The organism is Streptomyces sp. NPDC046925 (assembly GCF_040644915.1).
GTDB lineage: Bacteria > Actinomycetota > Actinomycetes > Streptomycetales > Streptomycetaceae > Streptomyces.
In genome coordinates, this window is the sequence record NZ_JBEYWZ010000002.1 from 1,081,217 (window position 1) to 1,094,562 (window position 13,346).

Genomic DNA, 13,346 nt, shown 5'->3' on the forward strand with positions numbered 1-13,346 from the left:
GGCTGCCGTTGTTCAACAGATTCCCTTTCACATGGCTCACGTGTGGCTCATTTGACCGAGCCCGCGGTGAGGCCCGACTTCCAGAAGCGTTGCAGCAGCATGAAGGCGAGGATCAGCGGAAGGACCGCGAGGAGCGAGCCCATGATCACCACGGGGTAGTACTCGGGCGAGACGGTGGCCGAGCTGTTCCAGGTGTAGAGGCCCAGGCTGACCGGGTACAGCTTCTCGTCCGAGAGCATCACCATGGGCAGGAAGAAGTTGTTCCAGATGGCGGTGAGCTGGAAGAGGAACACCGTCACGAGGCCGGGGCCCAGCATCCGCAGGGAGACGCGCAGATAGGTGGTGAGCTCCCCCGCACCGTCCATCCGCGCCGCTTCGAGCACTTCGTCGGGCACATAGCCCTGGCTGAAGATCCGCCCCAGATACACCCCGAACGGGTTGAAGAGGACCGGGATGAACACCGCCCAGAAGGTGTCGACGAGGCCCGTGGCCGAGGCCATCAGATACAGCGGGAGCGCGAGCACGGTCTGCGGCACCATCACCGCGGCGAGCACCAGGCCGAAGACCTTCTCCTTGTGCGCGAAGCGGTACTTGTCGAAGGCGTATCCGCAGGCGACGCTGACCAGCGCGCTGATCGCGGCGCCCAGGACGGCGTAGAGCAGGCTGTTGGTGTACCAGCGTCCGTAGAGGCCGCCGTCCATCGCGAACAGGTCGCGCAGGTTCTGTACGAAGGAGAAGTCGGTCAGCGTGAAGAAGTTGCTGCTGAACAGCGCGTCCCGGTTCTTGGACGCGGCGAGGACCAGCCACAGGACGGGCAGCAGGGTGTAGAGCACCGCGATGCCGACCACGGTGTTCACGACGGTGCGGCCCAGGAGGCGGGGGCGGCCCGCGGTGAGGGTCTCGGCGCTCATCGCGCGGCCTCCTTCTGGGAGCGGTTGGTCCAGCGGGTGACGCCGTAGGACAGGGCGACCGTGCAGATCAGCAGGATCACCGAGGCCGCGGCGGCCAGGCCGTAGTTGTTGCGCGTGAAGGCCGCGTCGTAGATGTACATGCTGGGCGAGAAGCGGGAGTTGATCATCGGCGACGACTGGCTGAGCAGCATGGGTTCGGTGAACAGCTGCATCGCCCAGATCAGGGTGAACATGGCGACCATGACGATGGATGAGCGCACCAGGGGGGCTTTGACCTGGAGTGCGGTGCGTACCGGTCCCGCGCCGTCGACGACGGCCGCCTCGATCACTTCCCGGGGCACGGCCTGCAGGGCGGCGTAGAAGATCACCATGTTGTAGCCGAGGTTGCTCCACAGGGCGATGTTCACGATCGAGGGCAGGACGGTGTTCACGCCGAGGAAGTCGATGGTGATGTCGCCCTTGGAGAGCAGGTCGACGACCGGGCTGAGGCCCGGCGTGTAGAGGTAGAGCCAGATGAGGGCCGCGATGATGCCCGGCACCGCGTGCGGCAGGAAGAGCCCCAACTGTGCCCAGGAACGCAGCCGTACGACGCCCGAGTCGAGCAGGAGGGCCAGGGCGAGGGCGCCGATCACCATGAGCGGGATGTAGATCAGGCAGTAGAGGACGACCGTGCCGAGGCTGCCGAGGAAGGTGGGGTCGGTGAGGACGGCGGTGTAGCTGCGCAGGCCCACGAAGACCGTGCGTTCGGGGCCGAAGCCGAGGCCCGGCTGGTCGTCGCTGAAGAAGCTCAGCCAGACCGCGGTGCCGACGGGTATCAGGAAGACCGCCACCAGCAGGATCAGGAAGGGGGTCATCAGGACGCCGCACGCCGTGTGTTCACGGCGCCGTGCACGCGTGCGGGCGCGGCGGGCGGTGGCGGGGGCGTCGGGGGTGCGGGTGGCGCGGGCCGGGGGCGCGGTCGTGGTCATCGGGGGTCACCTGCCTCTCTGCTGGTGCTCGTCGTGTTCGGGGGGCCGGGGCGCGTCGGGGCGCCGGGGGCCGTCATGTGCTGTGCTCGGTGGTGGAGAGGCCGAGTGCCTTGAGGTCGGGCATGGTTCCGTCGTGGGCCGCGCGTACGGCGTCGATGAGCGAGCCCTTGCCGCCGCCCGCACGGGCGAAGCCGTCCTGCATCACCCGCTGGGTCGCGGTCATCCGCGGTCCCCAGGTCCAGCCGTCGCGGATCGTCTCGGCCTGTTCCTCGAAGAGGCGGTAGATGTCCTGGCCCGAGTAGTAGGCGCGGTCGAAGGCCTCGCGGCCCACCGGGACCAGGTCGGGGACGGCGGGGTACTGGCTGCTGGCGCCGCTGGAGAGGCGGGCGCGCAGGGCATCGGGGTGCGAGACCTGCCACTCGATGAACTCCATGGCGGCTTCCGGGTGCTCGCTGTCCTTCGTGACGGCGAAGGTGGAGCCGCCGTGGGTGCCGACGACGGGCTTGCCGGGGTTCCACTGCGGCAGCGGGGCGATGGCCCACTGGCCCTTCTGGCCGGGTCGGGCGTTCATCTGCGAGCCCGCGTCCCAGGCGCCGCTGAGCCGGGCGAGGATGAGGCCTTCGCCGAGTTGCGAGTCGTAGTGCCTGCTCTCGGTGGCGTTGACGAAGAGCAGGTCCTCGTCGATGAGCCGCTGCCAGTACGCCGCGACCTTGCGGGTCGCACGGTCGGTGAGCGAGACGTTCCAGGCGCCGTCGCGGGTGTCGAACCACTGGGCGCCCGCCTGCCAGGCCCACGCGGCGAACTGGGTGCCGCCGTCGGTGGGGAAGACCGCGATGCGCCGCTCGCGCGCCTTGTCCCGCACGGTGCGGGCGGCCTCGGCGAACTCGTCCCAGGTGCGGGGGACTTCGATGCCGTACGCGTCGAACAGGTCGGTGCGGTAGTGCAGGACCATCGGCTCCACGTCGAGCGGGACGGAGAAGGTCCGCTTCTCGAAGGTGGTGAGGCCAAGGGCCTGTGGCAGCAGCTTGGCGCGCAGCCGCTCGCTCATCAGGGAGGTGATGTCGCGGGCGACTCCGTCGATGGCGAAGCCGGGGATCTGGGGGTACTCGATGGTGGCGACGTCCGGGGCGTTCCCGGCCCTGGCGGCGTTGCTGAGCTTGGCGTAGCCGCCCATCGCGCCGGAGGGGATCTGCTGGAACTCGACCTGAATGCGGTCGTGGGTCTTGTTGAACGCGTCGACCACTTCCTGGCTTCCGCGCAGTGCGGACCAGAAGGTGACGCGTGTGGTGCCGCCCCTGCCGCGTGACGAGCCGCCCGTGCTGCCCGAACAGGCGCTGAGGGCGCCTGTCATGGGAGCTGCGGCTGTCACGGCGAGCAGGGACCGGCGGCTCGGTCGACCAGGCATGGGTGGGCGCCTCCCGCGGCTCTTGTTCGGGACACGGGAATCCTGATCGCATGAACGATGGCGGTCAATAGATCAATCAAAAGAAACTAAAGCGGTCAAACGATCCCAACATGTGTCGTGGATCCCCGGACCTTGAGCTCCGGCAGGAGTTCCGCCCGCTGGGTCGGCGCGGTGCCCGGCCCCGCCAACTCCTCGAGCCTGCGCAGCAGAAGCCCGGCCGCCGTCCGTCCCACCTCGAACTTCGGTGGGGAAACGGCGGTCAGCGGAGTGCTGCCGAGGGCGGCCACCACGTCGTCGTACGCCACCACCGAGCAGTCCTGCGGCACCTTCATGCCGTGGTCCATGAGTTGCTGCACCAGCATCAGCGCGTCGACGTCGCCGTGCAGAATCGCCGCCGTCGCCCGGTGCCGGCGCAACCGGGCCGCGAGGTCGAGCGGCTCGCGCACCCGGCCAGGACCCGCGTTCGCGGCACTGAGCATCACGGCCCATTCCTCGACCTCGGGCCGGGCCTCGGCGATCTCGGCGAAGGCGGCCCGCAGCGCACGGGCCGTGGGACTGTCGTCGCGGGCGGCCAGGACGATCCGCCGGTGACCGAGCCCGACGAGGTGGTCGACGGCGAGGTGGATGCCGTACCAGTGGTCGGTGCAGACCGAGTCCATGGTGTGCAGCGCACTGCCCGCGCGCGGCCGGCGCTCCATCAGGACCGTGGGCACGCCCGCCTCGGCGAGCCAGGCGTAGTCGGCCTCCTCCTCGGCCGGGGTGCGCCAGCGCGGAGCGATGAGCAGACCCCGCACCTTATCGGCGAGCACCCGCTCGACCAACGGCCGTTCGGCGCCCTCCACCTGCGGCGCGATGTGCAGCGCGACCCGCATCCCGGCCTCGTACAGGACGCTCCGGGCGCCGTGCATCGTCTCGTACAGGTAGGTGTGCCGCTCGGGCACCATCAGCGCCACGGCCTTGCGCCGCGCCACCGGCGGCGCCTGCGGGTCGCCGCGCTCCACGGGTCCCACCGAGCGCGCGATGCCGTGCCCGCGCCGCAACCTGCCTTCCTGGGCCAGGTCTTCGACGTCCCGCCGTACCGTTATCACCGAGACCTCGAGATCGTCGGCGAGGTCACTCAGCCGCGCCTCGCCGCGCGACTCCACGACCGCCAGAATCCGCTGCCGCCTGACGTCCCTCGGCTCCCGCATGCTGCCGAACCCCCTCGCGACGTTCCCGTCGATTGTTCGTTTGAACGTTTCCGCTGGAGGATATCGATCGGCGCCCCGCCTGTGTCCAGCTCGGCGAAGTTCGTCACTGACGGCTGAGTGCTCGTGTAATGCCGGCCGCCACCGTGGTCACGAGCACCCAGCCCGTGGCGACGAGGAGATACGAGAGCCACTGGTACCAGCCCTGCGGCGCGAAGGCCGTCTCCTGCCCGAAGCCGATGATCGGCAGAAGCAGGTCCAGGGTGTAGAAGACCGGGTTGAAGTCGGGGGCCTCGTCGGACTTCAGCGCGGGCGGACGGTGCAGGGCGAAGGCGAGCGCACCGGCGAGCAGCAGGACCAGGAGCCATCCGGCGGCGCGCATCGGCCTGAAGCCGTAGCCGACCGTCACGTCCTGGAGGTGACCCCACAGCCTGGCGTACGGGGGCAGGGTGCGGCGGTGCCGGCGGAGCCTGGCCAGCTGCACGGTGCGGGCGGCTGCCTCGTCGCCCACCGTGCGGTACGCGGCGGCCAACTGTTCGTAGCTCTGCGGGAGATAACCGGCCGCCTCGCGCTCAAGGAGCGGAAGGCGCTGGTCCGCGGGCAGGTGCGGGGCGAGCCGCTGGTATCCGAGGCCGTCGAGCTTGACCTGGCCGGGCCACACCTCCGCGGGCACGTGCAGCAGGTCGAGCTGGGAGCGGCGCAGGTTCACCGTCCCCTCGATCGGAGCGGCTTCCCGCAGCCACAGCTCGCCGATGACGCAGCTGCTGGCCCGCAGTGCGGTGGCGCCGGGGTGGGAGAGACGGGCGTAGGCGAGATTGACGTGCCGCGGGATTCTGGCGCCGCTGAGGTTGAGGGTGCCGCGGGCGCGCAGCCGCATGGCCCGCAGATCGGTGCCGACCGAGAGGGTCTCGGCGTGCAGGGCGATCGCGCCGGGAGCATTCAGCTCGGCGTCGTCGAGGTTGACCAGGCCGCCGACGGTGGCGCCGTTCAGCCGGACCTGCCCGTGCGCCACCAGGCCGACGGCCCATACGTCGGTGCCGATCACCGCGTGGTTCAGCTGGAGCACCGGTTCCTCGGCCGCCTCCGGGTCGGGCGCGTCCGGTGTGTCCGGCGGGGGCGTTCCGCCGGGAGCGGGCGGCGTGCCCAGTTCCGCCCCGTTGGCGAAGAAGGCGCCGGAGATCTGTGCGCCGGCGAGGCGTACGGGCCCGGTGATGCGGCTGCAGGTGATGCGCAGGACGAGCTCGACCCGCAGGGTGCCCGCCGTGAGGCCCGGCAGGACCGAGTCGCTCAGCACAAGGGCGCGGATCTGCGCCCCGTACAGGTTCGGCGTCTCGTCGAAGTGGCAGGACCGCAGCCGTACGGGGTGCTCGACCGTCCCGTACATGAGGTCGAGGCGCCCGGTGATCCGTGCGCCCCACAGTTTCAGGCCCGCGATCTCGCCGTCCCGTGGCGGGCCGCCGATCAGCAGGGCCCGCAGCACCTCGGCACGCACCGTCCGCTCGGGCCCCCAGGAACCGCCGGCCCGCGGGTCGTCGTCGGGGCTCTCGCGGAAGTCGACGCCCTCGCCGAGCGCGAAGGCCTCCCGGACGCGGACCTCCGCCGGCGTCGGGTCGGTGATCTCCATCAACGGGATGCTGTCGCGGGCGCGTTCGGGCTGTCAACCACGGGCCGGAGCCCTGGCACCCGACCCGGGCCCGGTGCCCCGGCGGGGCCTTCCCGTACTTCTTCGGTCAAAGACCGTGTTCCGTCGCGATGGCCGCAACGGGCGCCCGCCGGGCGGGTGGAAGTTCGGCGGGTTCACCGGAGGGCGCGGCCAGCCGCACCGGGCCCGGCGGAAGGCTGTCGCAAGCTGCCGACGAGGAGCCCTTCCTATCGGCTGAGGAGCTGGTAATCGACATGCCCCCACTGTTCCGCGCGCAGCGCACCGGACGCCTGCTGACCACCTTGGCCTGCGCGTTCGCCGCCGCGTCCGTCCCGGTGTTCCCCGCCCAGAACGCCGTCGCGTCGGCCGGGGACCCGGCGGCCGGCAGGGCCGTGGCCGCCCCGCTGCCCGGCGGGCTCGGCCCCTGTGTGCCGGGCACCTGCCCCTCGGGCCCGTACCCGCCCGTCACCAACGGCACGATCCGCTACCGCGACAACGCGATCAACATCTTCGCGGGCGGCGACTTCCGGGTGCGCGGGAGCGCGGCGGAGGCCGAGGGGCGCGTCGTCGTCCTCGGTGACTTCGACCAGAACAAGAGGGCCGGAGTCAGCGCCGTCTACAACATCGGCGAGGCGGGCGTCGGCTCCCGCGTCGCGCCGCCGGTCGGTTCCGACTGGCTCACCACCGGGGGCGACGTCACGGTCGCCGAGGGCCAGCGGCTCCTCGCGGAGCAGGGGGTCGTGCGCCACGCGGGCACGGCGAGCGGCACGATCCTGGCGCAGGACACGCCCGAGGACCCGGACGCGGCGGCGCCCTACACCGCGCTGCGCGGTCAGCTGAGCGCGGCGAGCCAGTGCTACGCGCACGGCGAGAACGGCACCCGGACGCCGACCGGTACCGCCGTGCACGCGGGCGGCGAGACGCTGTTCACCGGGGACGGCACATCGGCGCTCCAGGTGTTCAACGTCGACTTCGACCTGGCGGGTGCGAGCGGCGGACAGGAAGGCGTCCGGTTCGCGAACATCCCCGACGGGGCGACGGTCCTGGTGAACGTCCTTGGCACGCAGCGGGTCGTCAACACCTACAGCGGCGGCATCGACGACGCGACCGATCCGCTCAACGGGCTGCGCGAGCGCCTGCTGTGGAACTTTCCCGACGCGACGGACGTGGAGCTCAAGGGCACCGGGCAGTTCCAGGGCAGCCTGCTGATCGGCCAGAACACCTCGGACACGACGGTCAGCCTGCCCGGCATCAACGGCCGCTTCTTCACCGCCGGTTCGATCACCCACACCAGCTCGGAGAGCGGCGGAGGCGGCCAGGAGTTCCACAACTATCCCTTCGTGGGCGACCTGCCCGAGTGCGGGGCCAAGCCGACGGAGACCGGCACGGTCGTGGTCACCAAGAAGGACGCGGCGGACGGAAAGGTGCTTCCGGGCGCGGTCTTCGAGCTGTGGCACGAGACCAACGGAGTCCCCGGCGTGCAGACCTCCGGCGACGACCCCGATGACCGGATCGGCTCCCCGTGCACCACGGACGTACGGGGCCAGTGCCGCAGGTCGGTGCCGCTCGGCACGTACTACTGGGTGGAGACCAAGGCCCCCGACGGGTACGACCTGCCCTCACCGGCCTCCTTCGGTCCGCTCGTCGTGACCGAGGCCAACGCGCGCGAGGGCGTCGAGGTGACCGCGGAGAACGAGAAGACGCCCGTCGTCGACCCGGTGGGCTCCCTCCACGTCATCAAGACGGACCGCACCAGCGGCCGCCGACTGGCCGGGGCCGTGTTCGAACTCTGGCGCGAAACCAACGGCAAGGCGGGCCTCCAGACCACGGGAGCGGACCCGGACACCCGCAGGGGCCAGGGCTGCGCGACGGACGGCCGGGGCCGCTGTGACTTCCCCGACCAGCCGCTGGGCTCCTACTACCTCAGGGAGACCGACGTACCCGACGGCTACCTTCGCCCCTCCCCCGCGGTCACCGGCCCCTACCGGCTGACCGAGGACAACGCCGACCAGGGCGTCATCGTCCGGCTCAGCAACAAGCGGGGCGAACCGGGCGGGGGCAAGGGCGGCAAGGGCTGAGCCCCGGGTGAACCCCGGATGAGGCCCGTGCACCGGCTGATGACGGCAGGTCAGCCGCCGGTGCCGGGCTTCGTGCCCCATACGTAGACCCGGTCGCCCTTCTGCAGCAGGGCGTAGAGCCGCTTCGCGTCCGGCACCGTCAGGTTCACACAGCCGCCGGACCCGGAGGAGAAGAGGTCGTGCCGGGTGCCGTGCAGGGCCTGGCCGCCGTTGAAGAACTGGGCGTAGGGCATCGGCACGTCGTAGATCGTCGAGAAGTGGTCCCGGTGCTTCCAGTAGATCCGGTGCCAGCCTCGCCGCGTCTCCAGACCGTCGCGCCCGGTGCGCACCGGCACCGGCGAGAAGACGAGGCGCCGGTTCACCTGGACCCAGAGGATCTGCCGGGTCAGATCCACGCAGACCACTCGGTACGCGCGGGAGGGACAGCTCCGGCGGGCGGCGGGGTCGCGTCGCACCTGGTCGGCGACCATCGTCCGGTACGTCCGCAGCGAGGCGAGCCCGTCGGCGGGGGAGACTCCGAGCCGCCGCTGCAACCGCCGGATCGCCGCGCAGTCCTCCGGCGACTGGACTCCGTCGACCGGTCTGCGCAGCTCCTGCTCCAGCTGGCGTTGGTAGGGGGCCGTGCCGGCGGTGCAGGGCGGCTCGGGGCGGGCGGTCGCCGCGGCTGCCGGGACTGCGGGCAGGGCGAGGAGCAGGAGGGTCGCGGTCAGAGAACCGGCGAGGGTGCGGCTTCGGCTAATCATGTAATCAGATGTGCGCCACTTGCTCGCTTTCTAGGCTGGTCTGTTCAGGTTTCCCTCGCAGTCGTCGGCCTCGTCGGTCTCGTCGGACGCGTCCAGGGCGGCGGGCATGCCGTCCAGGACGGTGAAACTGCGGTCGAGCCGAGTGATGCGCAGCACCCGCCACACGCGCGGACTGCTGCGCACCAGCCGAAGAGGGCGCCGTCTGGCCGCCGCCTGCCCCTTGATGCGCACAAGGAGCCGCAGTCCGCCGGCGTCCAGGAACGTCACCTGCCGCAGGTCCACCACGATGTCCTCGTCCGGCCGGGCCATTAACTCCGCTATGCGCGGCGAGAGTTCCTGGTCCGCCCAAGCGTCGAGTTCGCCCCTGAACGTCAGAATGATCGATCCGTCCACCACACGGTGATGCAGCCCAAAGCCCGGGTCGGGCGTGCCCATGATCCACCCCCTAAGATCTCTGTACCCCGCTTACGAAGAGTTACGACAACGCGAGCGGCGCGGTCCGAAAGCCGGCGCCCGACGCCGCCGGGGTCTGGGGCGGCACCGCGAATGGCACCTACATCTTGCCCGCTCAAGGCCAGTTCATACCTCCGGGGGGCAGCACCGGCCGGTGTGCGGCGCATATTCGCCACTTGTTGGCCATAGTTACTCTCCGTATTTCATACGCTGTATGTGACACCTTCCTGGTGTCGCGTCCGCGGGGCGCGGATGACCGGCCGCACCCGCTGCCACCTGCCGACGGACCCCTTGAACGGGCGGATCGCAGGCACCACGCTGTCTGCCGTACGTTCACACGCGTCACTACCGGCACTCGAGGAGCGGACATGGCGGCAGGGATGAACAGCGGGTCCGAAGGATCGCCCGCGGCGGACAACTGGGGCCGGCGGGGATTCATCGGAGCCGCCACCGCTGCCGCCGCCGTCGTCTGCGCACCGGCACCCGCATCCGCCTCCGCCCTGTCCCCCCGGCCCGCCGGACGGCCGCCGCGCCGGGACCGGCAGCTCTTCCTGGGTACGTACACCTCGCAACCCGGTGGCGGCAACGGTCTCGGCCTGGCGTCATACGACGAGACGACCGGGCGCGTCACCGGCACCGGCACGCTGACCGGCGTACCCGATCCCTCCTACCTCTGCCTCCACCCCTCGGGCAAGACCCTCTACGCCGTCAATGAGCGGGAGCAGGGCGGCGTGACCGCGATCGCGCTCCCGGCCGCGGGCCCCGAGGTCCTCGGCACGCGCGACACCGGCGGCGCCGGGCCCTGCCATCTGTCGGTGCACCCGGGCGGGCGCTGGCTGCTCAGCGCCAACTACGGCTCCGGGAGTGTGGCCGTCCATCCCGTCGAATCCTCGGGCGCGCTGGGCGAGTTGAGCGACCTGGTCACCCACTCCAGCCCGCCTCCGGGTCCCGGACAGGACGGGCCGCACGCCCACCAGATCGTCACCAGCCCGGACGGCGGGCATGTCCTCGCCGTCGACCTGGGCAACGACACCGTCTACAGCTACCGCCTCGACACGAAGAAGGGAAAGCTCAGCCAGGTCTCGTACGCCGCCCTGCGGACGGGCGCGGGGCCGCGCCACCTCACGTTCCACCCTTCCGGCCGCTTCGCCTATCTGGCCAACGAACTCGACAACACGGTGGTCGTCTGCGCGTACGACCCGGCGAGCGGGCGGCTGACTCCCGGTGAGCCGCAGTCCACCGGCACCGGTGAAGGCACCAGCTATCCGGCGCAGTTGCTCGTCACGCACGAGGGCACCTTCGCCTTCCTCGCCAACCGCGGGCACAACAGCCTCACGCGCTACGCCGTCGAGGCTGACGGCGCCCGGCTGCGGCTGCTCGACACGGTCCCCGTCGGCGGGGACTTCCCCCGGCACATCGCCTTCTCGCCGTCCGGGCGGCTGCTGTTCACCGCGAACCAGAAGTCGAATTCGGTCAGCGTCTTCCAGGTGGGAAGCGACGGCGGGCTGAGTCCGGCGAGCGAGCCGTTCACCGCCCCCGTCGCCGTGTGCGCGCTGCCGATCTAGGGCCCGCACGCCCCGACTCCCCCAAGTACCGCATCCGTACGAGGGAAAGGCTGACCCCTTCCATGACGTCATTCGGCCCCGCCCCCGCCTGGCTCTCCGACGCCGTCTTCTACCAGATCTATCCGCAGTCCTTCGCCGACTCCGACGGCGACGGCATCGGCGACTTCAACGGCATCACCGCCCGCCTGGACCACCTGGCCTGGCTGGGCGTCAACACCGTCTGGATCAACCCCTGCTTCGCCTCGCCGTTCCGCGACGCGGGGTATGACGTCACCGACTACCTCTCCGTCGCACCCCGCTACGGCACGAACGACGACCTGGCCGAGCTGGTGGCGCAGGCGCGCCGGCGCGGCATCCGGGTCCTGCTCGACCTGGTGGCCGGGCACACCTCCGACCAGCACCCGTGGTTCACCGCCGCGGCCGACGACCCCGACGACCACCGCTACATCTGGGCACCGCAGGGCTCTCCGGACGGGTTCGTGCGGTCGCCGGGAAGCCGCCCCGGCGCATATCTGCCGAACTTCTTCGACTCCCAGCCCGCCCTGAACTTCGGCTACGCCCGGATGGATCCCGCCGAGCCCTGGCGCCTGCCCGTGGACGCCGAGGGGCCGCGGGCCAACCGTGCCGCGCTGCGCGACGTCATGGACCACTGGCTGAGCCTGGGCCTCGCCGGATTCCGCGTCGACATGGCGCACTCCCTCGTCAAGGACGACCCGGACCGCAGCGCCACCGCCGCGGTCTGGACGGAGCTGCGCGGCTGGCTGGACGCCGCCCACCCGGACGCGGTGCTGCTCTCGGAGTGGGGCGATCCCGCCGTGTCCGTCCCCGCCGGATTCCACGCCGACTTCTTCCTGCAGTTCGGCGGCCCCACCAACGGCGGCCCCCTGCGCTCCCTGTGGAACAACGGCGAGGGCACGGCCGACGAGGGATGGGACCCGCTCGACTGCTTCTTCGACCCGGGCGGCAAGGGCTCGGCCCGTACGTTCGTCGAGGCGTGGCGGGCGGCCCGCGAGGCCGTGGGCGATGCCGGGCACATCTCGCTGCCCACCTCCAACCACGACTTCTCCCGCCTCAACTGCGGCCCGCGCACCGCCGAGCAGCTCCCGGCGGCCTTCGCCTTCCAGCTCACCTGGCCCACGCTCCCGGCCATCTACTACGGCGACGAGATCGGCATGCGGTACATCCCCGGGCTCCCCGACACCGAGGGCAGCGTGCTCGGCCCCCGCTACAACCGGGCGGGCTCGCGGACCCCCATGCAGTGGGACGAGAGCGCCAACGCCGGTTTCTCCACGGCACCGGCCGAGCGTCTCTACCTCCCCGTGGACCCCGACCCGGCGCGGCCCGCCGTGGCCGCCCAGCGGGCCGACGACACCTCCCTGCTGCACCTGGTGCACCGCCTGATCGCCCTGCGCAAGGCCACCCCGGAGCTGGGCCCCGGCGGCTCGGTGGAGGTGCTGCACGACGGCTATCCGTTCGTGTACGTCAGGGGCGGACGCCATCTCGTGGTGATCAATCCCCGCAGTACGCCGGCGGACTTCGCCACCGACGTCGTCGGCGAGGCGGCCCCGCTGCCCCTGGAGGCCGAGGGCGTCGAGGCCGCGAACGGAGTCGTCACCGCGCGGGCATTCGGGTACGGCGTCTTCGATCTGCGGCCCGCTGCGGCCTCCGCCTGAGTCCCGCCCCGTTTGAGTCCCGGTGGGACAGGTGTCCCATTGGGACATGACGGGTGTACAGTCGGAGACATGAATGACCGGAGCGGCGAGGACCGCAGGCAGCGCAAGGCCCGGCAGACCCGGGAAGCGCTCGCCGACGCGGCCATCGACCTGATCCTGGAGCACGGCCTCGCGGCCGTCACCGTGGAGGCCGTCGCCGAGCGCGCCGACGTCACGCGCCGCACCTTCAGCCGCCATTTCGGCAGCAAGGAGGCCGCGGCGCTCGACTTCACCCGCGCCGACGGCGACCGCATCAACGCGGCCCTGCGCGCCCGCCCCGCCGACGAGCCCCCGCTGGCCGCCTATCACGCGGCCGTGCGCGACTGGCTCACCGCCGAGGAGTCCCCGGCCCTGCACCGCCGGGCCCGGCGGCGGGAGCTCCTTGCCCTCGTCGACACGGAGCCCGCCCTGTTCGCCGCGTACGAACGCGTCCGGGTCGACGCCCAGGACGAGTCCGTCCGGATCATCGCCGACCGGCTCGGCACCGACCCCGTCCGGGACCAGCGCCCGGCCGTCGTCGTCGGCGCCGCCGCCGGAGTCCTGACCGCCGCCCTGCGCAGCTGGGCGCGCGGCGGGCACGAGTACGACGCAGACCTCGCCGCACATGTGGAGCAGGCCTACGCCGTCCTGACCGGGGAGGCAGCGCTCGCCGCCCCCCACATCGGATGAGGAAAGTGAAAAG

General features: G+C 71.3%; 11 protein-coding genes. 4 read left to right on the forward strand and 7 right to left on the reverse strand.

Annotated features, from left to right (window positions below; genetic code table 11):
- Positions 1-47: 47 nt before the first annotated feature.
- From ABZ906_RS11145 to ABZ906_RS11165, 5 genes are all read right to left on the reverse strand, one after another.
- The gene (locus tag ABZ906_RS11145) at positions 48-911 is read right to left on the reverse strand and encodes a carbohydrate ABC transporter permease (RefSeq protein WP_361183051.1); all 864 of its coding nucleotides are present in this window, start codon (positions 909-911) and stop codon (positions 48-50) included.
- Positions 908-1,879 (reverse strand): sugar ABC transporter permease, encoded by a 972-nt coding sequence (locus ABZ906_RS11150; RefSeq protein WP_361183053.1) that lies wholly within the window; start codon positions 1,877-1,879, stop codon positions 908-910. The genes ABZ906_RS11145 and ABZ906_RS11150 overlap by 4 nt, the downstream gene beginning before the upstream one ends.
- A 73-nt stretch (positions 1,880-1,952) precedes the next feature.
- Positions 1,953-3,284, reverse strand: coding sequence for an extracellular solute-binding protein (locus ABZ906_RS11155; protein ID WP_361380343.1), 1,332 nt, complete (start codon positions 3,282-3,284; stop codon positions 1,953-1,955).
- A 95-nt stretch (positions 3,285-3,379) separates the two neighbouring features.
- Positions 3,380-4,474 (reverse strand): substrate-binding domain-containing protein, encoded by a 1,095-nt coding sequence (locus tag ABZ906_RS11160; RefSeq protein WP_361380346.1) that lies wholly within the window; start codon positions 4,472-4,474, stop codon positions 3,380-3,382.
- Between the two features lie 103 nt (positions 4,475-4,577).
- Positions 4,578-6,095: a membrane-associated oxidoreductase gene (locus ABZ906_RS11165; protein ID WP_361380349.1), complete on the reverse strand. Its 1,518-nt coding sequence runs from the start codon at positions 6,093-6,095 to the stop codon at positions 4,578-4,580.
- 272 nt (positions 6,096-6,367) lie between these two features.
- On the opposite strand from ABZ906_RS11165, the gene ABZ906_RS11170 reads away from it, so the two are divergent.
- On the forward strand, positions 6,368-8,191 hold the full coding sequence (locus tag ABZ906_RS11170; RefSeq protein ID WP_361380352.1) for a choice-of-anchor A family protein: 1,824 nt from the start codon (positions 6,368-6,370) through the stop codon (positions 8,189-8,191).
- Between the two features lie 50 nt (positions 8,192-8,241).
- Here ABZ906_RS11170 and ABZ906_RS11175 read toward each other — a convergent pair whose 3' ends face one another.
- Entirely contained in the window at positions 8,242-8,934 is a 693-nt protein-coding gene (locus ABZ906_RS11175; protein WP_361183063.1) for a L,D-transpeptidase, read from the reverse strand.
- A 30-nt stretch (positions 8,935-8,964) separates the two neighbouring features.
- Positions 8,965-9,369: an STAS domain-containing protein gene (locus ABZ906_RS11180; protein ID WP_361183065.1), complete on the reverse strand. Its 405-nt coding sequence runs from the start codon at positions 9,367-9,369 to the stop codon at positions 8,965-8,967.
- Positions 9,370-9,755: 386 nt separating this feature from the next.
- Here ABZ906_RS11180 and ABZ906_RS11185 point away from each other — a divergent pair, with 386 nt between their 5' ends.
- The 3 genes from ABZ906_RS11185 (at position 9,756) to ABZ906_RS11195 (ending at position 13,333) form a co-directional block, all read left to right on the forward strand.
- Positions 9,756-10,952 (forward strand): lactonase family protein, encoded by a 1,197-nt coding sequence (locus ABZ906_RS11185; RefSeq protein WP_361380355.1) that lies wholly within the window; start codon positions 9,756-9,758, stop codon positions 10,950-10,952.
- 62 nt (positions 10,953-11,014) lie between these two features.
- Entirely contained in the window at positions 11,015-12,625 is a 1,611-nt protein-coding gene (locus ABZ906_RS11190; protein ID WP_361380358.1) for an alpha-amylase family glycosyl hydrolase, read from the forward strand.
- Positions 12,626-12,694: 69 nt separating this feature from the next.
- Positions 12,695-13,333 (forward strand): helix-turn-helix domain-containing protein, encoded by a 639-nt coding sequence (locus tag ABZ906_RS11195; protein ID WP_361380361.1) that lies wholly within the window; start codon positions 12,695-12,697, stop codon positions 13,331-13,333.
- Positions 13,334-13,346: the final 13 nt, after the last annotated feature.

Coding starts and splice junctions, on each gene's coding strand:
- ABZ906_RS11145 (WP_361183051.1), bottom strand. CDS start 911: ATGAGCGCCGAGACCCTCACCGCGGGCCGCCCCCGCCTCCTGGGCCGC.
- ABZ906_RS11150 (WP_361183053.1), bottom strand. CDS start 1,879: ATGACCACGACCGCGCCCCCGGCCCGCGCCACCCGCACCCCCGACGCC.
- ABZ906_RS11155 (WP_361380343.1), bottom strand. CDS start 3,284: ATGCCTGGTCGACCGAGCCGCCGGTCCCTGCTCGCCGTGACAGCCGCA.
- ABZ906_RS11160 (WP_361380346.1), bottom strand. CDS start 4,474: ATGCGGGAGCCGAGGGACGTCAGGCGGCAGCGGATTCTGGCGGTCGTG.
- ABZ906_RS11165 (WP_361380349.1), bottom strand. CDS start 6,095: ATGGAGATCACCGACCCGACGCCGGCGGAGGTCCGCGTCCGGGAGGCC.
- ABZ906_RS11170 (WP_361380352.1), top strand. CDS start 6,368: ATGCCCCCACTGTTCCGCGCGCAGCGCACCGGACGCCTGCTGACCACC.
- ABZ906_RS11175 (WP_361183063.1), bottom strand. CDS start 8,934: ATGATTAGCCGAAGCCGCACCCTCGCCGGTTCTCTGACCGCGACCCTC.
- ABZ906_RS11180 (WP_361183065.1), bottom strand. CDS start 9,369: ATGGGCACGCCCGACCCGGGCTTTGGGCTGCATCACCGTGTGGTGGAC.
- ABZ906_RS11185 (WP_361380355.1), top strand. CDS start 9,756: ATGGCGGCAGGGATGAACAGCGGGTCCGAAGGATCGCCCGCGGCGGAC.
- ABZ906_RS11190 (WP_361380358.1), top strand. CDS start 11,015: ATGACGTCATTCGGCCCCGCCCCCGCCTGGCTCTCCGACGCCGTCTTC.
- ABZ906_RS11195 (WP_361380361.1), top strand. CDS start 12,695: ATGAATGACCGGAGCGGCGAGGACCGCAGGCAGCGCAAGGCCCGGCAG.